Here is a 20,562-nt window from a genome sequence, read left to right as displayed (position 1 = left end):
CCGCCGCATCCGCGCGACCGAGGCGACCACGCCCGGTGTTCGTTGTATGTGTCGAATGTGTGCCTGACCTGAGGCCCTGAGCGGCGCCCCCGAGCGCCGCGCCCCGCGTCACCCCCTCCGGTGCAGCGCCGCGCCGCGCCGCCGGAACCGAAGCTCCGCGCGGGCCGACCCGCGCCACGCTCCCGCAGCACACTCCCCTTGTGCGGTGGTTCGCCCCGCCGTGCGCCCGACCACGATGGACACTCCTGTGATCACCACCACCGACCTGCGCAAGGTCTACCGCTCACGCGACCGCGAGGTCACCGCACTGGACGGGGTCGACCTGACGGTGCGCGAAGGCGAGGTCTTCGGCGTCGTCGGACGCAGCGGAGCCGGCAAGAGCACCCTGATCCGCTGCGTCAACCTGCTGGAACGCCCCACCTCCGGCACCGTCGAGGTCGCCGGCCGCGACCTGACCGCGCTGGCCGGCCGCTCCGACCGGGCACCCGCCGCGCTGCGTGCCGCCAGGGCCGGCATCGGCATGGTCTTCCAGCACTTCAACCTGCTGTCCTCGCGCACCGTCCAGGACAACGTCGAACTCCCGCTGGAGATCCTCGGCGTCTCGGGCCGCGAGCGCGCCCGCAGGGCGGGCGAACTCCTCGACCTGGTCGGCCTGTCCGACAAGGCCCGCGCCTACCCCGCGCAGCTGTCCGGCGGCCAGAAGCAGCGGGTCGGCATCGCCCGCGCGCTGGCCGGCGAGCCCAAGGTGCTGCTCTCCGACGAGGCCACCTCGGCGCTCGACCCGGAGACCACCCGCTCCGTCCTGCAACTGCTGCGCGACCTCAACCGGCAGCTCGGCCTGACCGTGCTGCTCATCACACACGAGATGGACGTCGTCAAGGCCGTCTGCGACTCGGCGGCCCTCATGAAAGGCGGACGCGTGGTGGAATCCGGCACCGTGGCGGAACTGCTCGCCACCCCCGGCTCGGAACTGGCCGACGAGCTCTTCCCGGTCGGCGGCCAGGCCTCGGGACCCGACCGTACGGTCGTCGACCTCACCTTCCACGGCGAGAGCGCGACCCGCCCGGTGATCTCCCAGCTGGCCCGCACCTACAACGTGGACGTGTCCATCCTGGGCGCCGCCATGGAGACCTACGACGGCCGGCAGATCGGCCGGATGCGGATCGAACTGCCCGGCCGCTTCGAGGACAACGTCGTGCCCATCGGCTTCCTGCGCGAGCAGGGCCTCCAGGTCGACATCGCCCCGGCCGAGCAGGAGCCCGCTGGCGGCACCGCGGCCGCACCTGCGTCCGTGCTGCACAAGTCCGCGCAGGAGACCGCGGCGGTGAGCAGGTGACCTGGTCGGAGATGCACCCGCTGCTGACCCAGGCGTGTACCGACACGCTGCGGATGGTCGGCTGGTCCACCGCCGTGACCGTCGCCGCCGGGCTGCCGCTCGGCGTGCTGCTGGTCCTCACCGACCGCGGCGGCCTGCTGCGCAACCTCGCGGTGAACCGCGCGCTCGGCTTCGTGGTGAACCTCGGCAGGTCGCTGCCGTTCGTGATCCTGATGATCGCGCTGCTGTCCTTCACCCGCGCGATCGTCGGCACCACCATCGGCTGGCAGGCCGCGGTCGTCCCGCTGTCGGTCGGCGCCGTCCCCTTCTTCGCCCGGCTCGTCGAGACCTCGCTCCGCGAGGTCGACCACGGCCTGGTCGAGGCCGTCCAGTCGATGGGCGGCAGCACCTGGACCGTCGTCCGCAAGGTGCTGCTGCCCGAGTCGCTGCCGTCGCTGATCGCCGGCGCCACCACCACCGTCGTCGCGCTGATCGGCTACTCGGCGATGGCCGGCGTGGTCGGCGGCGGCGGACTCGGCGACCTCGCGCTGCGCTACGGCTACCAGCGGTTCGAGACCGGCTTCATGTGGGTCATCGTCGCCGTCCTCGCGGCCCTGGTCACCCTGGTCCAGCTGGCCGGCGACCTCGCCGCGAGGACCGTCGGCCGGCGCGGCCGTTCCGGCGCGCCGCCCCGGCTGCGGCTGCTGCGCTCCGCGCGCCCCGCCGCCCCCTCCACCACCTGACCCTCCTCCCGCGGCCACCCGGCCGTACCCGCACCACCCCGCACCACCAGCACACGCAACAGAAGAAAGAGGCACTTTTCGTGCGTAGCACCGCCAAGATCACCGCCGCCGCCCTCGTCGCCGGAGCCCTCGCGCTCGGCCTGTCCGCCTGCGGCTCCTCCGGCTCCGACGCCGGCACGTCGAGCAAGGACGACCGCAAGGCCGCCAAGGACGCGTCCGCCCCGCTGGTCGTCGCCGCCAGCCCCACCCCGCACGCCCAGATCCTGGACTACGTGCGCGACCACCTCGCCAAGAGCGCGGGACTCGACCTCCAGGTCAAGGAGTTCTCCGACTACGTCCTGCCCAACACCGCCACCGAGCAGGGCCAGGTCGACGCGAACTTCTTCCAGCACAAGCCCTACCTGGACGACTTCAACAAGAAGAACGGCACCCACCTGGTGGCCGTCGCCGACGTCGAACTCGAACCGCTCGGCGTGTACTCGCACAAGATCACCGCGCTGTCCGCGCTCAAGGACGGCGCAAGCGTGGCCGTGCCCAACGACACGACCAACGAGGCCCGCGCCCTGGACCTGCTCGCCGCCAACGGCCTGATCACGCTCAAGTCCGGCACCGGCCAGACCGCGACGCCCGCCGACGTCACGTCCAACCCCAGGCACCTGAAGTTCAAGGAGCTGGAGGCCGCCCAGCTGCCCCGCTCGCTGGGCGACGTGGACGCCGGCGTGATCAACGGCAACTACGCCATCGAGGGCGGCCTGAGCCCCGTCAAGGACGCCCTGGTGCTGGAGAAGGCGCAGGGCAACCCCTACGCCAACATCCTGGTGGTCAAGCAGGGCCAGGAGAGCGACCCCCGGGTGCAGAAGCTGGTCAGGCTGCTCAACTCGCCCCAGGTCGAGCAGTACATCAAGGACACCTTCAAGGGCGCGGTGATCCCCGCCTTCGGCACCCCCGCCGCCTGACGGCACGGGTCCGCGGCCCGCACCGGCCGCGGACCCGTCCCGGTGTCCGCGCTCAGCCGCGCCGCAGCCAGTAGACGTCCGTGGTGTAGGGCATCTCTATCGCGCCGCTGACCCGCGTCGCGTCGTGCGCGCCGAGCACCGCCTCCACCTCGGCGCGCACCTGCGCCTGCGCCCCCGCGTCCAGCACCGCGATGTGGCTGGAGGACATCATCCGCTCCACCACGTCGTCCACCGTCGTCGAGTACGGGTTCGGCCAGTGCCGCTCCGACATCTCGCCCCAGCCCGCGGCCTGCGCCTCGAACGCCTTGCGCCAGCCGCCGCCCGGACCCGCGTCGCCCAGCGCCGACGTCAGCGGCGGGCTGGGCAGGTCGCGCGGCGCCAGCCGGAAGTAGATGTCCTGGAAGTCCCGCACCCACGGCACCGACGTGTCGTAGGTGTTCCACACCAGCGCCAGCACACCCGACGGCCGCAGCAGCCGCTCCACCTCGGCCAGCGCCGCCCGCTCCTCGAACCAGTGCCAGGACTGCGCGGCCACCACCGCGTCCGCGCACCCGTCGGGCAGCCCGGTCGCCTCCGCCGTGCCCGCCGTCACCGCAACCCCCGGCAGCAGCTCCGCCAGCGTCTCGCGCATCTCCTTGACCGGCTCCACCGCCAGCACCTCGGCGCCGGTCAGCGCCAGCAACCGGGTGAACTTGCCGGTCCCCGCGCCGAGATCGACCACCGTACGGCCCGCCTCCAGCGGCAGCGCGTCGGCGAGCGCGGCGAGCGCGGCGAGCGGATAGGAGGGCCGGGAGCGCTCGTAGACCCCGGCGGCCCGCTGATAACCGACTCCTGCTGCGTGGTGCACCGTCACGCGGGCTGACGGTAGCAGGATCGGATGACTCCCACGGATACCCGCCCTGAAGGGCATCCGCCCTACTCTGGAAGGGCGTTCGCCGCTCCGTCCGCCGCCGGCCGCCCGCGGCGACCCTGCCCGGCGGGTGCCGCGCGCGATGCTGCATGCTGTGCAATCCACCTAGGCCCTGGTTACGGAGCAGTGAATGACCTCCACCTTTCCGGACATCTCGCTCAGTACCGAGCGGCTGGTGCTGCGCCCGTACGACGAGGCCGACATCCCCGAGCTCGTGGAGATGATGAACGACGACCTGGTGACCGCCTGGACCGGTGTGCCGTGGCCGTACACCGAGGCGAACGCCCGCACCTTCGTCACCTCCGCGGGCCCCGCCGAGCGGCGCAGCGGCCGCGGGCTGGTGCTCGCCGTGACCGAGATGCTCACCCAGCGGCTGGTCGGCACGGTCCAGCTGCAGAACACCGACTGGCGCATCCGCGGCACCGAGATCGGCTACCTGACCGCGTCCTGGGCGCGCGGTGAGGGATACGCGGGCGAGTCGGTGCTCGCCGTCGTCCGCTGGCTGTTCGGCACCCAGGGCTTCGAGCGGGTCGAACTGCGCACCGCCGCGGACAACACCGCCTCGCAGCAGGTCGCGCAGAAGATCGGCTGCATCAGCGAGGGGGTGCTGCGCAACGCCGGCATCATCCGCAGCAGGCCCGACGACGACCCGCACGGCCACTGGGCCGAGACCCGCACCGACCTGCTGGTGTGGAGCCTGCTCCCGGAGGACGTGGACGACGCCGACGAGCTGGACGACCCCGCGGGCCGCGCCGACGGCTACGACTCCGGCTACGACAGCGCGTACACCGCCTACCGCGGCCAGGCCGACTACAGCGCCGACTACAGCGCCGCCGCCCACCGCCGCTGACCTGCGCCGGCGGCCGCCCGGAGCGGTGTGCGCACATCCGCACCGCACGCGGCACACCCTCGTACACCCGGTCGGGTTAGGGTTCTCACCCGGGCCTTCCCTCCGCCCCTTCCGAGAGGGCTCCACCGGCACCCCCGCGACCCACGGCATGGAGGCAGACGACGATGGCCGACCGGGTCACCGTGATCGGATGGGACGGCTCCCCGCCGTCCGACGCCGCCCGCGCCGCGCTGGACGCGGCCACCCTCGTGGCCGGCACCCGCCATCACCTGGCCCTGCCCTACGTCCCCGCGCAGGCCGAGCACATCGTGCTCGGCAGTATCGACATCGCCGCCCGCAGGATCGCGGGGCACCGCGGCACCGCCGTCGTCCTCGCCGACGGCGACCCCGGCTTCTTCGGCGTGGTCCGCGCCCTGCGCGACCCCGAACACGGCCTGGAGATCGAGGTCATCCCCGGCGTCTCCGCCGTCGCCCGGGCCTTCGCCCGCGCCGGCATGCCCTGGGACGACGCACGGGTGGTCGTCGCCACCAGCCGCACCCTGCGCCGCGCGGTCAACGTCTGCCGCTCCTACCCCAAGGTCGCGGTGCTCACCGCGCCGGGCGCGGGACCCGCGGAAGTCGCCCTGCTGCTCGCCGGAGTGCACCGCACCTTCGTCATCTGCGAGGCCCTGGGCACCGAGCAGGAGCAGATCTCCGTCCTGACCTCGGACAAGGTCGCCGACCACATCTGGCGCGACCCCAACGTCGTGCTCGTCGTCGGCGGCAGCACCTCCGCCCCGGGTATCGCCGCACTCGGCGCCGCCCCGCTGCCCGCCCCCGGCTCCGCGGTGGCCAGGCCCGGCGCCGGCGGCTGGATCGCCGGCCGCGACCCCGGCTTCCCCGGCCCCGTACGCGGCTGGGCGCTGCCCGCCTCCGAGTACGGCGGCGACGTGCCGGCCCACGTGCGCGCCGTGCAACTCGCCAGGCTCGGCCCGCGAACCGGCGACCTCGTATGGGACATCGGCTCCGCGGACGGGGCCGTCGCGGTGGAGGCCGCCCGGTTCGGGGCCGCCGTCATCGCCGTCGACCGCGACGCCGACGCCTGCGACTGGATCACCGCCACCGCCCGCCGCAGCGGCGTCCAGGTCCAGGTCGTGCACGGCACCGCGCCGCAGGCGCTCGAAGACCTGCCGGAGCCGGACGTGGTCAGGATCGGCTGCGCCGACGCCGCCGTGGTCGCCGCCTGCGCCGCCCGCCGCCCCGAGCGCATCGTCGCCTCGGCGGCCACCAGGGACGCCGCGGAGGCCGTCGACAGGGCGCTCACCGAGGGCGGTTACACCGTCGAACGCATGTTGCTGCAGTCGGTCGAACTGGGCTCGGGATGGGACGAGCGGGACCGCTCCACGGACTTCGTGCTGTGCGGCACCCGACGCTGACCTGTCCATGATCAATGACCCTTCCCCGGCGGTGTTTGCGCCGGTCGGAGCCCTGCCGGCACGGGCATTGTGAGATACGTCCCGAGGTGCGGACTTCGGCACGGTCGTCGGTGCCCCGGGGGGTAGGCTGACGGATCGTTGTGCCGTCGTCGTGCGTTGACGGGGTGTCGAAAATTCCGGCGTCCCGGCGGCCGACGTGCCGCATCCCATGCACGCTCGTTGGAGTCCGTGGGGGGTGGGTTGTGCGCGGTGCAGCGGCTGGAAGGAGCGAAACCGATGGGCGAGGGGCACGCATGACGGACACCGGTCAGATCCCCGGCGAGGGGCTGCCGGAGAACGCGGTCGGTGAAGCGGCTCCGCAGCCGCACACCGACGCACTCGGCGCACCGCAGGCCACCGCACCCGGCTGGGGCACGGAGGAGCCCGCCGAACTCGGCGCTCCCGCCTACACCTACCTCGACCAGCCCGCCGCCCCCGGCGCCGGGCTCGACGACGACGAAGACGTCCTGCTCATGCCGGGACCGCAGGGCACCTGGAGCGACCCGCAGCCGGTGCCGCCGCAGCCGCTCCCCGTCGCGGAGACCCCCGCGCCCGACTACGGCACCCCGCAGGGAGTTGACACCCCGTCATCCGCCCCCGCGGCCCCCGCCGCCCCGCGCCGCCCGCTGCACATGGGCCCGCCGGTCAACGACACCCCCAGCGGCGGCGTCTCCGTCCGCTCCCTCGCCGACCGCGGCCCCGCCCAGGGCGGCACCCCGGTACCGACCCCGGTCAGGCTGCAGGGCGGTCCGCCCACCTCGGGTCCCGAATACCTCGACGTGCCCCAGGACGACGTCCACGGCATCCCCGCCCAGCAGACCGGCGAGTCCGCCGACCCGGCGACCCTGACCCCGGGCAGTGCCTGGCCCGCGGCGCATACCCCGTCCCAGCAGTCGCTGATCCCGCACGCCGACAGCGTGATCCCCTCCCAGCCGGCCCCCGAGCCGATCCTGGCCTTCGCCCCGGCGGAGCCGGAACCGGCGGCGGAGCAGACGCCGTACGCCGGCGCTCCCGCGGTCCCGGCCGCGGAGGCCGACGCGGCTCCCGGCGCCGAGCCCGTCGCGCTCACGGCGGACACGGCAGGGCAGGCCGCCGTACCGCCCACGCCGGTTGCCGGCGTGCCGGTCGTCGACGAGCCGGTGGCGGTCGAGCAGGTGGCGGTGGCCGCGGGTGCCGCTGAGCCGGCCGGGCCCGTGGCCGGTGGAGCCGAGCAGGTGCCCGTACCGTCCGCTCCGGCCGGAGGCGCTGAGCCCGCCGGGCCCGTGGCGGGTGGGGCGGAACCGGCCCCCGTACCGGTCCTTCCGGCCCTGGACGATTCGGCGGGTGCGGGCGTACCGGTCGTGGACGAGCCGGTGGTGGCCGAGCCGCTGCCGCCCGTCGCCGCGGAAGGGGACGCGGGGGAGCCCGCGCCTGCCGAGGAGCACGCGGCGCAGGCAGGCCCGGCCCTGTCGGGTCCCGCGGCCGCACTGTCAGGGGCGCTGCAGGCCGTCGGCCCGACACCGCCGATCGGTCTCGACCTGTCGGCCCCGCCGGCAGGACCCGCCTTCGCGGCGACCGGCACCGCCAACCTCGCCTCCCTGGTGGCGGCCGCGAGCAACGCCCCCGCCCAGGACACCGGTTCACCGGCCGCTCCCGCCGAGGCCGCGGCGGACGCCGTACCGGCCGTGCTGGCAGCGCCCGTTGCGGCCGAGGTCCAGGCCGCGCCCGACGAGGAGCCCGCCGCAGCCGCGGCTGTCCCCGTCGAGGTGCCCGAGGGCCGTACCGTCCGGCGTGCGGCGCGCGCACACGCGGCACCGTCGCCCGAGCAGGCCGCGGAAGAAGCCGCGCCCGTGACCGCCGACGCACCCGCAGAGGCCGCACCGGAGACCGCGGACGCCGCCCCCAAGGGCCGCAGGGCCGCCCGCCGGGCCGAGGCCAGGGCCGCGGAGGCCGAGGCCTCGGAGCCGGCGGAGGCGTACGAGCCCGCCGTGCGGGACGCGGTGCACCGGGTCATCCGGGAGCGCCGCGACATCCGCAACGGCTTCCGCTCCGACCCGATCCCGCACGACGTGCTGCTGCGCGTCCTGGAGGCGGCCCACACCGCGCCCAGCGTCGGCCACTCGCAGCCGTGGGACTTCGTCGTCATCCGCTCGGAGAAGACCCGCGAGAAGATGCACGAGCTGGCCATGGCCCAGCGCGAGGCGTACGCGAAGTCGCTGCCCAAGGGCCGCGCCCGGCAGTTCCGCGAGCTGAAGATCGAGGCGATCCTCGACACCCCGGTCAACATCGTGGTGACCGCGGACCCGACCCGCGGCGGCCGGCACACCCTCGGACGGCACACCCAGCCGCAGATGGCGCCGTACTCCTCGGCGCTCGCGGTGGAGAACCTGTGGCTCGCCGCCCGCGCGGAAGGGCTCGGCGTCGGCTGGGTCAGCTTCTTCGACGAGCGCCAGATGGTCGCGGAGCTCGGCCTGCCCGAGCACCTGGAGGTCGTCGCCTACCTGTGCGTCGGGTACGTCGACGAGTTCCCCGAAGAGCCCGAGCTGATGCAGGCCGGCTGGTCGCAGCGCCGCCCGCTGTCCTGGGTGGTGCACGACGAGGAGTACGGCAACCGGGCGCTGCCCGGCGAGGAGCCGCACGACCTGCTGGAGGAGACGCTGCGCGGCATCCGCCCGCTGGACGCCAAGGCGCTCGGCGAGGCGTGGGAGCGGCAGAAGCGGATGACCAAGCCGGCCGGCGCGCTGGGCATGCTGGAGATCATCTCCGCGCAGCTCAGCGGCCTGTCCCGGCAGTGCCCGCCGCCCATCCCAGAGCCCGCGGCGGTGGCGATCTTCGCCGGCGACCACGGGGTGCACGCCCAGGGCGTCACCGCGTGGCCGCAGGAGGTCACCGGGCAGATGGTCGCCAACTTCCTCGGCGGCGGGGCGGTCTGCAACGCCTTCGCCAACCAGGTCGGGGCGGAGGTCTGCGTCATCGACGTCGGCGTCGCCTCGGAGCTGCCCGGTACACCCGGGCTGCTGCCGCGCAAGGTACGGCCTGGCACCGCCGACTTCACGGTCGGTCCCGCGATGACCCGCGAGGAGGCGCTGCGCGCCATCGAGGTCGGCATCGAGACCGCCCGCGACCTGGTGGCCGCCGGCAACAAGGCGCTGCTCACCGGTGAGATGGGCATCGCCAACACCACGACGTCGGCCGCGCTGATCGCCGTCTACACCGGGGTCGACCCGGCGGAGGTCACCGGGCGCGGCACCGGGATCAACGACGAGATGCACGCCAGGAAGGTGGACGTCGTCCGGCGCGCACTCGACCTGCACCGGCCCGACCCTGACGACCCGATCGCGGTCCTCACCGCGATCGGCGGCCTCGAACACGCCGCGATGGTCGGCCTGCTGCTCGGCGCGGCCGCGCTGCGCACACCGGTGATCCTCGACGGGGTCAGCGCGGGGGCGGCGGCGCTCGTCGCCCGCGCGATCGCACCGGAGGTGCTCGCCGCGTGCATCGCCGGGCACCGCAGTGCCGAGCCGGGCCACGTCGCGGCCCTGACCACCCTCGGCCTGCGGCCGCTGGTCGACCTCGACCTGCGCCTGGGCGAGGGCACGGGTGCGCTTCTCGCCCTCCCCCTCGTCCAGAGCGCCGCCCGCGTCATGCACGAGGTCGCCACGTTCGACGCGGCAGGCGTCACGGAGAAGGCCTAGCCCCTCCCCGGGAGGGGCACGCCAACGCGTGCCCCTCGCGGGGCCTGCGCGCACAGTTCTCCGCGCACAGTTCTCCGCGCCGACCTCAGGTGGGTGCCACTTGCCGCGGCATGTCGCCTGATCCGCCGCCAGGGCTGGTCGCGCAGTTCCGCCCCCAGGGCTTCGCCTGGGGTACCTACCCCCAGCGCCCCTTTTCGGCCTGCGTCCTCCCGCGCACAGGGTTCGCCCCTGGCAGGGGCTTGCCCTCCGCGGAGAGGGTGAGCGTTTTTCAGCGGCGCTGGGGGTACCTCCAGGCGAAGCTCTGGGGGCGGAACTGCGCGCGCAACCCACCACCGGGGGAGAGGCGCGCGGGCCACCGCAAGGGGCACCCACCTCGTGGCGCGGGCCAAAGCGCACAGTCCTCCCCGGGCCACCGGGTATCGGGGCGGCGCCAGAACGTAAGATCAGCCGGAAAGCACTGTTCACGCGAGGGAGCCGAGCCCGATGGATCGGATGGACGACGCCCCGGCGTACCCGGTCGGACTGCGGCTGCGCGGCCGCCGCGTCGTGGTGATCGGCGGCGGGCAGGTCGCGCAGCGCCGGCTCCCGGCGCTGGTGACCGCGGGCGCGGACATCGTCGTGGTGTCGCCTGAGGCCACCGCGTCGGTCGAGGCGATGGCGGCCGCGGGCGAACTGCGCTGGGAGCGCCGGGCCTACCGCCCGGGCGACCTGGCCGAGGCCTGGTACGCCCTGGTCGCCTCCACCGACGCGGCCGCGAACGCCGCGGCCTCCGCCGAGGCGGAGGAGCGCCGCGTGTGGTGCGTCCGCAGCGACGACGCCGAGGCGGCGACCGCGTGGACGCCGGCCACCGGCCGCACCGAGGGCGTGACGGTGGCCGTGCTGACCGGCCGGGACCCGCGCCGCTCCGCCGCCGTGCGGGACGCGGTCGTCGAGGGCCTGCGGGACGGCAGCCTGGTCGCGCCGCGGCACCGCGCGCGCACCGCGGGCGTCGCCCTGGTCGGCGGCGGCCCCGGTGACCCCGACCTGATCACCGTCCGCGGGCGCCGCCTGCTGGCCGAGGCGGACGTGGTGATCGCCGACCGGCTCGGCCCGCGCGACCTGCTGGACGAACTCCCGCCGCACGTCGAGGTGATCGACGCGGCGAAGATCCCGTACGGACGGGCGATGGCGCAGGAGGCCATCAACGCCGCGCTGATCGAGCACGCCAAGGCCGGCAAGGCCGTCGTGCGGCTCAAGGGCGGCGACCCGTACGTCTTCGGCCGCGGCATGGAGGAGGCGGAGGCGCTGGCGGCGGAGGGCATCGCGGTGACCGTCGTCCCGGGCATCTCCAGCTCCATCAGCGTGCCGGGCGCCGCCGGCATCCCGGTCACGCACCGGGGCGTCGCCCACGAGTTCACCGTGGTCAGCGGCCATGTCGCGCCCGACGACGCCCGTTCGCTCGTCGACTGGTCCGCGCTGGCCCGGATGCGCGGCACCCTCGTGCTGCTGATGGCCGTGGAGCGGATCGGCGCCATCGCGGACACCCTGATCGCCGGCGGCCGCCCGGCCGGCACTCCCGTCGCGGTGGTCCAGGAGGGCACCACGGCCGCCCAGCGCCGGGTGGACGCCACCCTGGCGTCGGTGGCCCGCACGGTCGCGGAGGAGGGCGTACGCCCGCCGGCCGTGATCGTCATCGGCGACGTGGTGAGCGTGGGGCGCACCGTCGGCCAGGCCCGTGGCTGAGCCGGTCGCGGTCGTCGACCCGGACGACCCGCGGCTGTACGACTACACCGCCCTCACCGACGTCGAGCTGCGCCGCCGCCGCGAACCGGCTGAGGGCCTCTTCATCGCCGAGGGCCAGAAGGTCGTCAGGCGTGCCCTGCGGGCCGGTTACGCGATGCGCTCGATGCTGCTCACCGAGAAGTGGGTGGACGCGCTGCGGGACGTGATCGACGAGGTGCCCGCACCGGTCTACGTCGTCAGCGACGAGCTGGCCGAGCGCGTCACCGGCTACCACGTCCACCGCGGCGCGCTCGCCGCGATGCAGCGCAAGCCGCTGCCGGACGCGGCCGACGTGCTGGCCGGCGCCCGCCGCGTGGTGATCATGGAGGCGGTCAACGACCACACCAACATCGGGGCGATCTTCCGCAGCGCCGCCGCCCTCGGCATGGACGCCGTGCTGCTGTCGCCGGACTGCGCCGACCCGCTCTACCGCCGCTCGGTGAAGGTCTCGATGGGCGCGGTCTTCTCGGTGCCCTACGCCCGGCTCACCGCCTGGCCGCGGGATCTGTACGGGACGGTGAAGGACGCCGGTTTCCGGCTGCTGGCGCTCACCCCCGCGGCGGAGGCCACCGCGCTGCCCGACCTGGCCGCGCACGAACTCCCGCGGCTGGCACTGCTGCTGGGCGCGGAAGGCCCGGGGCTGAGCCCGCGGGCGCTCGCCGCCGCCGACACCCTGGTCCGCATCCCGATGTCGCACGACATCGACTCGCTGAACGTGGGTGCGGCGGCAGCGGTCGCCTTCTACGCCGTCGCGGCGGGAAGCCCCCGCCCCGCGCGGTAGCCGGGCCGCCGGCCGGTCAGCCCATCCGCCCCGAGAGCAGCCGGCGCTCCAGGTCGGCCTGGCTCTGGGTGACTTCCTTGTCCTGGCTCGCCAGCTCCTGGCGTACGTACGCGGCGAACTCGTTGGCCTGCTTGGTGATGTCGCCGGCCGCGCCGGTCAGGTCGCTCGCCCACGTACGGGCGGTGGGCCCGCACCACACGTCGCCCTTCCCGCCCGCCATCCTGGTGTCCGCGTCCTTCAACGCACCCGCCACATTGGACAGTTCGCGCTGCACGTCGTTGTTCAGCTGATTGAGGGCCGCCCACATGGGACTTGGCACCTTGTCAGCCATCATGTCCTCCCGTTGGTCACTGCGTGGATGCTTGCGTGGTGGGGAAGCCCGTCGGCACCGGCCGCGGCGACGCCGCCGTGGGGCGGTAGTCGTCCCGGCTGCTCCCGTTGCGGTAGGCGGCCAGCAGGTGCTCCTGCGCCTTCCCGAACCTCCGGCACCCGCTGAGCACATCGAGATAGCCGGCGCCCGGCTCGCCGCCCGACCGCTCGTGCAGGGTGAGCCGCAGCGACACCCCGCCGCGCGTCGCCAGCCAGCCGTGCAGCGGCTCGCGCCGCGGGTCGGGCATCGCGGACTCCGGTATGTCCACCGGCGCGAAGGTCCAGCCCTGCGGCGCCAGCGCGCCCTTGATGCCGGACAGCAGCTGGGCCATCGTCTCCGAGTCGTCCTTCGGCGACAGGTAGTCCTCGATGTCGTACCGGACCGCGCCCTTGCCGTGCGCCTCGCTCTTGTCGCATGCGGTGAAGGCGCCCTGCCCGTACGGTTCTTCCAGCGTGGCCGGCAGCGCGGGGCGCACCGTCCAGTACGCCGCCGCGACGCCCTTGCGCACCTGCTCGGCGGTGGCGGTTCCGTCGGCCGCGCTCGGGCCGCCGCCGCAACCCGCCGCCAGCGCGGCACAGGTGAGGACGGCGAGCACGGGCAGCGGCCTGCGGAACCCCATGGTCAGTGGACTCCCGTCATCGAACCGAGCCGGCCCAGGTCGCGGTTGAGGAACGCCTTGTCCAGCGCGTTGGCCACCGCCGCGTCCTTGAGCCACTCGCTGTACGCCTTCTGCTGGCCCGGGGTCGCGTTCTCGACCAGATGCCCGTCGTCGGTCAGGAACGGCTTGCCGTCGGAGTAGATCTGTGCGTACTGCTGCGGATTGCCCAGGCTGTGGTTCTTCATGTAGCTCTGGTGCGCCGCCTCGCTCCAGTCGTCCCGCCAGGTCGCGGTGGAGGGCGGGTCGCCCATCTGGTCCGGGCTGATCTTCACGATGTGCGTGGTGAAGAGGTTCAGCACGTCCTTGATGGCCGCCTTGGAGACGGTCTTGACGACCGCGCCGGGGTCGAAGGCGATGTCGACACCGGTGCCCAGCACCGTGCTCAGCTGCGAGCTGACGATGCCCTGCCAGGTGCTGGCGTCCTTGCTGTCCTTGGCCTTGATCTCCTGGTAGACCTTGGTCGCCTCGAAGCCGAACGTGCCCTCGATCAGGCCCGCCGCGTTCTGCGCCGCGGGGTTGTCCGGATCGCTGTCGGCGACGCGGTTGGCCATGTCCTTGCTGAACGCCAGGAGTTCCGCGGTGGCCTTGGGATTCTGCATCGACTCGTGGATGAAGCCCTCCCACGCGGAGTTGGGCACCGAGACGTGCCCGGGACCGAGGTCGACCGGGAAGGGGTCGGTCAGCGAGGCCTTGACGTCGTCCCCGTAGAAGACGATGACGTCCGCGAAGACCTGCTGCATCTCCGGGTGGGTGTGGTTGTCGTGGCTGGAGTAGTAGGTCACCAGCTTGGTGGTGTTGTCCGCGGCGAGCTTCGGGTCCGCGCCCGGGCCGCCGATCATGCCGGCCTCCAGGACCGCGGCGAAGTCCTTGACGTACGGGTCCACCAGGCCGCCGGTGTGCTCGGAGTTCGCCTTCATGAACTCCGGCAGGTACTCGATGTTGTCGTGCACGAACTGGGTGGCGGCCTTCGGGTCGGCGGCCAGCGCCTTCCACACCTCGTCCGAGTACATCGTGTTGCCCGGCGCCAGGCACTGGTCGGCCAGGTTGGTCAGCACATCAGCGGGGAACACGGCTTTGTTCACCAGCCCGGACAGCAGCGACAAAGGCTCCCGGCCGTCCCGGTCCTTGAAGTCGACGCCCGCCCGCATCGCGTTGGCGACGAAGTTGGCCAGCGCCGCACGCCCCAGTTCCGGGTGGTCGAAGTCCAGAGCAGCGGAATCGTGCAGCAGCTCCGTGAGCCGGTACTGCCCGAGTTCGGTCGCCCCCGCTTTCGCGTAGTCCGGGTCGGACTGGTTGGCCTGGATCAGCTTGAGATAGTCCTGCAGGCTGATCTTGCCGTCCTTGAACTTCTTCGCGTCGTCCTGTCCCGCTTTCGCGGCCGCCTCGGACGTGGGGAAATTCCCCAGGCTGCCCGCGCCCGCACCGACCATGCCCTTCTGGCCGAAGTCGCCCTGTTCCGCCGACTGGTTGGCGGCCAGGCTCTGCCGGCGCCGCAGCATGGGCAACTGGCCCTGCGCCCACGAGAAGTGCTTGTTGATGGTGCTCAGCCGGCTGGTGTCCAGGCCGATCCGATTGGCCTGGCCCATCCAGCTGCTGACCTGCGGCGCCGCGCTCCCGTTTCCGTCGTAACCGGTTTTGTTCTTCATGGAGTTGATCAGGTCCCAGAGCTTTTGCGGATCGATACCGCTGAAGTCTCCGCCCCCGTCGTCTGGTCGTCCCACGTGAATTCCTCAGTTGTCGGCAGGCCGCCTTCCGGCCATCGTCCGTGGAGATGGCGAACATCCTCCCAAGGCCGAGTTGTGGCGTCCACCGTTCGGACGCCGTTGGGACGGCCTTGGGACACGGTCGGGACCTGCGGGAAACGGCCCGCCGACATTCAACGCGTCGCGCTCACCCGGCCGCCGGCAGCCGCACCGGTCCCGCGAGCGCCCGCCGGTGCCGGCCGGGAGAGCCGAGCGCGATCTCGTCGGCCTTCGCGCGCTTGAGGTACAGATGCAGCGGGTGCTCCCAGGTCATGCCGATACCCCCGTGCAGCTGCACCGCCTCCTCGGCAGCACGGACCGCGACGGGGGAGACGTACGACTGCGCCACGGCCACCGCGAGCACCGCCTCCGCCGGGTCGGAAGGCAACGCGGCCAGCACACCGGCCGCGTTGCGCGCCGCCGCCCGGGCCGAGACCACGTCGAGCCACAGGTCGGCCAACCGGTGCTTGAGCGCCTGGAAGGACCCCACGACCCGGCCGAACTGCCGCCGCTGGCCGAGGTATCGGACCGTCTCGTCCAGGCACCACTGCGCCAGGCCCAGCTGCTCGGACGCCAGCAGCCCCGCGCCGGTCAGCAGCGCCCGCTCCAGCGCGGCCGCCGCCGCGTCACCGCCGGCCAGCAGCCGCCCTGCCGCCCCGTCCAGCCGCAGATCGGCCAGCGGCCGCGTCAGGTCGAAGGACACCGGCCGCTCGACCGCGGCCTCCGCGGCCGCCACCTCGTAGAGGCCAGGCCCCTGCGGGCCGAGCGCCGGCACCACCAGCACCTCTGCGGTGAGCGCGTCCGGCACGCTGGTCACCGTGCCGGTCAGCCGCCCGCCGGCGTCCGCCCGTACCGCGGCAGGGAAGCCGTCGCCCGGCGCCGACGGCAGCGGCACCGCGAGCGCGGCCACCGCCTCGCCCGCCGCGAGCCGGCCGAGCAGCGCGGCCGTCGCCGGGTCCGCGGTGTCGCAGCCCAGCAGCGCGGTGGTCGCCAGCACCGCGCTGCCCAGGAACGGCACGGGCGCGACCGCGCCGCCCAGTTCCTCCAGCACCACGGCGGCCTCACGCGCCGAAGCGCCCTGGCCGCCCAGCTTCTCCGGCACCAGCAGCCCGGCAAGGCCCAGCTCCAGGGCCAGCACCCGCCACAGCGCCGGGTCGTACGGCTCCGCGGTCTCGATCCGGCCCAGCACGTCCGCGGGACCGCACCGGTCGGCGAGCACCGCGCGGACCGCGGCCCGCAGGTCGTCCTCGACGTCGGAGTAGAGCAGGTCGGGAATGGCGGGGGAGGGCAGCGCAGTGCTCATCGGGGCAGGTCCTTCCAGGCGGCGTCCTTGTCGTTGCGTGGTTCCGCGGGCAGCCCGAGCACCCGCTCGGCCACGATGTTTCGCAGGACCTCGGACGTACCGCCCTCGATCGAGTTGCCCTTCGCCCGCAGATAGCGGTAGCCCGCGTCGCGCCCGTAGAAGTCCACGCTCTGCGGGCGGACCATCGTCCAGTCGCCGTACCGCAGCCCCTGCTCGCCGAGCAGCTCCACTTCGAGCCCGCTGAGCTGCTGGTTGAGCCGGGCCAGCGACAGCTTCAGGCCCGAGCCCTCGGGACCCGGCGTCCCCGCGGCCATCTGCTGGCGCACCCGCTCCGCGGTCAGCCGGGCCACCTCGGAGTCCACCCACAGCCGCAGCAGCCGGTCGTGCAGCTCGGGCGTGCGCAGCTCGGGCCTGTCCCGCCAGGTCGCGGCCACCGGGCCGATCATGCCGCTCTCGCGCGGTACGGACGCGCCGCCGCCGATCGCGACGCGCTCGTTCATCAGCGTCGCCTGCGCCACCCGCCAGCCGTCGCCGACCGCGCCCAGCCGGTGCGCGTCGGGAATCCTGACCCCGGTCAGGAAGACCTCGTTGAACTCCGCCTCGCCGGTGATCTGCCGCAGCGGCCTGACGTCGACGCCGGGGTCGGTCATGTCGCACACGAAGTACGTGATGCCGCGGTGCTTGGGCACGTCGGGGTCGGTGCGGGCGATCAGGATCGCCCAGCGGGCGGTGTGGGCGCTCGACGTCCACACCTTCTGGCCGTCCACGACCCACTCGTCGCCGTCGCGCACCGCCCGGGTGCGCAGGCCCGCCAGGTCCGAGCCGGCGCCCGGCTCGCTGAACAACTGGCACCAGACCTCCTCGCCGGTCCACAGGGGGCGCAGGAAGCGGGCCTTCTGCTCGTCGGTGCCGTACGCCAGGATGGTCGGCGCGGCCATGCCCAGGCCGATGCCGATGCGGCGCGGGTCGTTGTCCGGCGCCCCGGCCGCGTCCAGCTCGGCGCTCACCACGGCCTGCAGCGAGCGCGGGGCGTCCAGGCCGCCGAGCCCCACGGGGAAGTGCACCCACGCCAGGCCGGCGTCGAACCTGGCCCGCAGGAACTCCCCGGGCTCGGTGACGCCCGGTTCCCACCCGTCGAGCAGCGCCCTCACCCGCCCCCGCACGTCCGCTGCGCTCACGCTTCCCATGTATCCCGCCTTCTCTCCGCCGGAGGCATCCCTAAGCAAGCGCTTGTTAACTTACCGACCCGAACCCGTCCCTGCCACTCCCTGCGGGGTGCTTTCCCGGATGAGTGCTCCTTGCGCTGCGCGCTTGCCGTTCTCGCCGCCGTGGCTTGTCGCGCAGTTCCCCGCGCCCCTCAAAACGCCCACCCTCTCCACGAGAGGCCACCCTCCAGGGGCGCGGTCTGCGACGACGGGGTGGAAGGCATGCGCGCAGCGCAAGGGGCAGTTCCTCAGGGGCGCGGGGAACTGCGCGCTCAGCCACGACGGCGTGGCAGGCAGGCGCCCACCGCAAGGGGCAGAAACCCCGCAAGCCACGCGCGCAAGGTGTTCAGGGGCCGCCGGGACCCGGGGTCAGGGGGGCGACGGAGGGTGGGACGGGCGCGCCGGCGCCATGGGAGAAGCGGTGGCAGCCCTGGACCGCGGCGATGCAGATCGCCGCAAGCAGCGTGACGATCACGAAGACCACCAGCCGCTGCCGCAGCAGCCGCCGCGCGGGCGCGGGACCCGGGGGCCTGCGGCCCCCGCCCGTGCGCACCGGCGTGCGAGCCGACGGCACCGCGGGTGTGCGCCCGCGCGCCGACGGTGCGGCCGTCACCCCCGAATCGGAGCCCTGCGGGCTCCTGCGGGTTCGCTGCTGCGCGTACTCCTCGGCCCGCCGCCCGACGGGCCGCTCCGGCCGCGGCCCGGCCGCCTTGGGCAGCCCGTCCCGCCGCGGCACCCCGATCCCGCGCGCCTCGCGCGTGGCGATCTCGGTCAGCCGCTCGGACAGCTGCACCGTGCTGGGCCGCTCCTCCGGGTCCTTGGCGAGACACGCGTAGACCAGCGGCGCCAGCGCGTCCGGCACCCCGGCCAGGTCGGGCTCCTCGTGCACCACCCGGTAGAGCATGACCTCGGAACTGCCCTGCCCGAAGGGCGAGTCCGCGGTCGCCGCGTACGCCAGCGTGGCGCCGAAGGCGAAGACGTCGGTGGCCGGCGTGACCGCCGCACCCCGTACCTGCTCGGGCGCGAGGAAACCCGGCGAGCCGACCGCCGTACCCACGTGGGTCAGCGTGCTCGCCCCGGTGGCCCAGGCGATGCCGAAGTCGATGATCCGCGGGCCCTTGGGCGACAGCAGGATGTTCGACGGCTTGAGGTCGCGGTGGACGACCCCGGCCTCGTGCACCGCGACCAGGCCCTCGGCGAGCGCCGCCCCGATCGAGGCGACCTCGGCCGCGGCCAGGATGCCGCCCTCGGCGACCTTGTCGTGCAGCGACGGGCCGGGGACGTACTGCGTGGCGAACCAGGGGCGCTCGGCCTCCAGGTCGGCCGCCACCAGCCGGGCGGTGCAGCCGCCGCGGATGCGGCGGGCCGCCGAGACCTCGCGGGCGAACCGCGACCTGAACTCCTGGTCCTCCGCCAGCTCGGGTCTGATGACCTTGAGCGCCACCCGCTGCCCGCGCTTGTCCGCGCCCAGGTAGACCACGCCCATGCCGCCCGCGCCCAGCCGCCGATGCAGCCGGAACGCGCCGACGACCCGCGGGTCCTCGCGCCGGAGCCGCATCATCGCCATGTCCGTTCCCCTACCTTCGGTGGGCGAGTACCCCACTGCTGCTTCCGGTGCCAGCACCGACGGCCGGGTCGGCCGCCCACAGCTTACGGACTCAAGTCCCGCCGCGCGGTGAAGGCCCGCAGGCGGCGGGCCGTGAATTGTCAGTGCCCGGTGGGATCCTGGACATGTGGCGAGGGGTCCGTCCGACGGGCCGTCACTACCGCGCCCCGATCCGCCAACGGTCCGTCTGCCAAAGGGGAATGACGCCGTGAAAGGTGATCGAGTGGAAATAGTCGTCGACGCGGGGGACACCACCCGCACCTATGAGGTCATCGCCACCCGGGCCGGCCGCCGGGTCGAGACGGCAGTGCGCCGCGGGGTGGTGGAAGTGAGTGAAGTCACCCGCAGCGGCACCGTCGTGCGCACCGCCCGCTTCATGGCCACCCGGGTGCTCGCCCTGGTCGAACAGCCCGTCCCGCGGGACGACGAGCACGCCGGACGGCTGCCGGCATCTCAGGGATGACCCTGGGGACCCGGGTGGCGGTGTCCACCCAGGGGAGTATTTGCAAGCGCTCCTGTCATCCTCCGGGAGGCCTGCAAAGGGGTACCAGGGCCTGACGACCGGGGGCTGCGGCGCACCTAATGTTGATGTTCAGCGGCGGGCGGAGCACTCGTCCCCCGAGGTCAAGCGCCCGCCGCTGCCAAAACTGCACATTGCGACCGACCACACAGCAGACCTCAGGACCTCAGGGAGAGGCACATGGCGAGCATGGCGGACACGGTGACCCGCACCGCACGAGCCGTGCACGGCGGGCGGCGGACCGGGACCCGGCATCCGCTGGTGGCGGCAGCCATGGTGCTGCCGCTCGCCGCACTGCTCGCCTACGCCTTCGGAGGTGTGGATGCGGTGGTCACACAAGCGTCGTCCGTGGCCGGCCTGATGGGGCGCTGAGAGGCGTGCCAGGCCTGGAAGAGCGGTCCAGGCCAGGGACTCACCGGTAGAACCCCGTGGGGACGGGGGTACGGCGGACGACTGCGTTTGCCCGGGTGTCACTCGATACCCGGGCATTGCGCTGTCCGGACCCCGTACGGCCGCTGGGAGAGCCGCACAGCCGCGGGGATGCTTGACTGGCCCGATGACGACCACGGGGGAGCAGTCCGGCACCCAGGCGGGCGGCACGCTGCGTATCGACCCGCAGGCCGCACGCCGTGCGGCCCGGCCACCGGCCGACGACGCCCTGGTCACGGCGCTGGCCGCCGCCGCGGCCGCGGCCGCACGGCGCGGCCTGCGGGG

At 73.8% G+C, this 20,562-nt stretch carries 17 protein-coding genes; 10 read left to right on the top strand and 7 right to left on the bottom strand.

What is annotated here, in order from left to right; genetic code table 11:
• Nucleotides 1–247 precede the first annotated feature (247 nt).
• From NFU81_RS26785 to NFU81_RS26775, 3 genes are all read left to right on the top strand, one after another.
• On the top strand, nt 248–1,336 hold the full coding sequence (locus NFU81_RS26785; RefSeq protein WP_251494863.1) for a methionine ABC transporter ATP-binding protein: 1,089 nt from the start codon (nt 248–250) through the stop codon (nt 1,334–1,336).
• The gene (locus NFU81_RS26780; protein ID WP_251494861.1) at nt 1,333–2,058 is read left to right on the top strand and encodes a methionine ABC transporter permease; all 726 of its coding nucleotides are present in this window, start codon (nt 1,333–1,335) and stop codon (nt 2,056–2,058) included. Before NFU81_RS26785 ends, NFU81_RS26780 begins: the two co-directional genes overlap by 4 nt.
• An 80-nt stretch (nt 2,059–2,138) precedes the next feature.
• Nucleotides 2,139–3,014 carry a MetQ/NlpA family ABC transporter substrate-binding protein gene (locus NFU81_RS26775; protein ID WP_251494844.1) on the top strand — a complete coding sequence of 292 codons (876 nt, stop codon included), beginning with the start codon at nt 2,139–2,141 and terminating at the stop codon, nt 3,012–3,014.
• 52 nt (nt 3,015–3,066) lie between these two features.
• Here the strand turns inward: NFU81_RS26775 and NFU81_RS26770 are convergent, their stop codons facing one another.
• Entirely contained in the window at nt 3,067–3,867 is an 801-nt protein-coding gene (locus NFU81_RS26770; protein WP_251494841.1) for a class I SAM-dependent methyltransferase, read from the bottom strand.
• 187 nt (nt 3,868–4,054) lie between these two features.
• On the opposite strand from NFU81_RS26770, the gene NFU81_RS26765 reads away from it, so the two are divergent.
• From NFU81_RS26765 to NFU81_RS26745, 5 genes are all read left to right on the top strand, one after another.
• Nucleotides 4,055–4,774 (top strand): GNAT family N-acetyltransferase, encoded by a 720-nt coding sequence (locus tag NFU81_RS26765; protein WP_251494838.1) that lies wholly within the window; start codon nt 4,055–4,057, stop codon nt 4,772–4,774.
• Between the two features lie 164 nt (nt 4,775–4,938).
• Nucleotides 4,939–6,189 (top strand): precorrin-6y C5,15-methyltransferase (decarboxylating) subunit CbiE, encoded by a 1,251-nt coding sequence (cbiE, locus tag NFU81_RS26760; protein ID WP_251494835.1) that lies wholly within the window; start codon nt 4,939–4,941, stop codon nt 6,187–6,189.
• Between the two features lie 293 nt (nt 6,190–6,482).
• Complete coding sequence (gene cobT / locus NFU81_RS26755; protein ID WP_251494832.1) at nt 6,483–9,902, top strand: nicotinate-nucleotide--dimethylbenzimidazole phosphoribosyltransferase; 3,420 nt, start codon at nt 6,483–6,485, stop codon at nt 9,900–9,902.
• A gap of 483 nt (nt 9,903–10,385) precedes the next feature.
• Nucleotides 10,386–11,624: a uroporphyrinogen-III C-methyltransferase gene (gene cobA, locus NFU81_RS26750; RefSeq protein WP_251494829.1), complete on the top strand. Its 1,239-nt coding sequence runs from the start codon at nt 10,386–10,388 to the stop codon at nt 11,622–11,624.
• Complete coding sequence (locus tag NFU81_RS26745; protein ID WP_251494827.1) at nt 11,617–12,444, top strand: TrmH family RNA methyltransferase; 828 nt, start codon at nt 11,617–11,619, stop codon at nt 12,442–12,444. The genes cobA and NFU81_RS26745 overlap by 8 nt, the downstream gene beginning before the upstream one ends.
• A 16-nt stretch (nt 12,445–12,460) precedes the next feature.
• On the opposite strand, the gene NFU81_RS26740 is transcribed toward NFU81_RS26745, so the two are convergent.
• The 6 genes from NFU81_RS26740 to NFU81_RS26715 form a co-directional block, all read right to left on the bottom strand.
• Nucleotides 12,461–12,751 (bottom strand): hypothetical protein, encoded by a 291-nt coding sequence (locus tag NFU81_RS26740; RefSeq protein WP_251494825.1) that lies wholly within the window; start codon nt 12,749–12,751, stop codon nt 12,461–12,463.
• A gap of 40 nt (nt 12,752–12,791) precedes the next feature.
• Nucleotides 12,792–13,433, bottom strand: coding sequence for a hypothetical protein (locus tag NFU81_RS26735; protein WP_251494823.1), 642 nt, complete (start codon nt 13,431–13,433; stop codon nt 12,792–12,794).
• 2 nt (nt 13,434–13,435) lie between these two features.
• Entirely contained in the window at nt 13,436–15,193 is a 1,758-nt protein-coding gene (locus NFU81_RS26730; protein ID WP_251494822.1) for a hypothetical protein, read from the bottom strand.
• A 169-nt stretch (nt 15,194–15,362) separates the two neighbouring features.
• The gene (locus NFU81_RS26725) at nt 15,363–16,517 is read right to left on the bottom strand and encodes an acyl-CoA dehydrogenase family protein (protein WP_251494820.1); all 1,155 of its coding nucleotides are present in this window, start codon (nt 16,515–16,517) and stop codon (nt 15,363–15,365) included.
• Nucleotides 16,514–17,704 (bottom strand): acyl-CoA dehydrogenase family protein, encoded by a 1,191-nt coding sequence (locus NFU81_RS26720; RefSeq protein ID WP_251494817.1) that lies wholly within the window; start codon nt 17,702–17,704, stop codon nt 16,514–16,516. The genes NFU81_RS26725 and NFU81_RS26720 overlap by 4 nt, the downstream gene beginning before the upstream one ends.
• A 364-nt stretch (nt 17,705–18,068) precedes the next feature.
• Entirely contained in the window at nt 18,069–19,289 is a 1,221-nt protein-coding gene (locus NFU81_RS26715) for a serine/threonine-protein kinase (RefSeq protein WP_251494815.1), read from the bottom strand.
• A gap of 247 nt (nt 19,290–19,536) precedes the next feature.
• On the opposite strand from NFU81_RS26715, the gene NFU81_RS26710 reads away from it, so the two are divergent.
• Both NFU81_RS26710 and NFU81_RS26705 read left to right on the top strand, forming a co-directional pair.
• Nucleotides 19,537–19,791, top strand: a complete 255-nt coding sequence (locus tag NFU81_RS26710) for a hypothetical protein (RefSeq protein WP_251494814.1) — start codon at nt 19,537–19,539, stop codon at nt 19,789–19,791.
• Nucleotides 19,792–20,037: 246 nt separating this feature from the next.
• Entirely contained in the window at nt 20,038–20,220 is a 183-nt protein-coding gene (locus NFU81_RS26705) for a hypothetical protein (protein WP_251494982.1), read from the top strand.
• Nucleotides 20,221–20,562: the final 342 nt, after the last annotated feature.

The sequence above is a fragment of the Actinacidiphila cocklensis genome (assembly GCF_907177275.1).
GTDB classification, from domain to species: Bacteria; Actinomycetota; Actinomycetes; order Streptomycetales; family Streptomycetaceae; genus Actinacidiphila; species Actinacidiphila cocklensis.
This window is presented reverse-complemented; position numbering and strand designations above follow the sequence as displayed.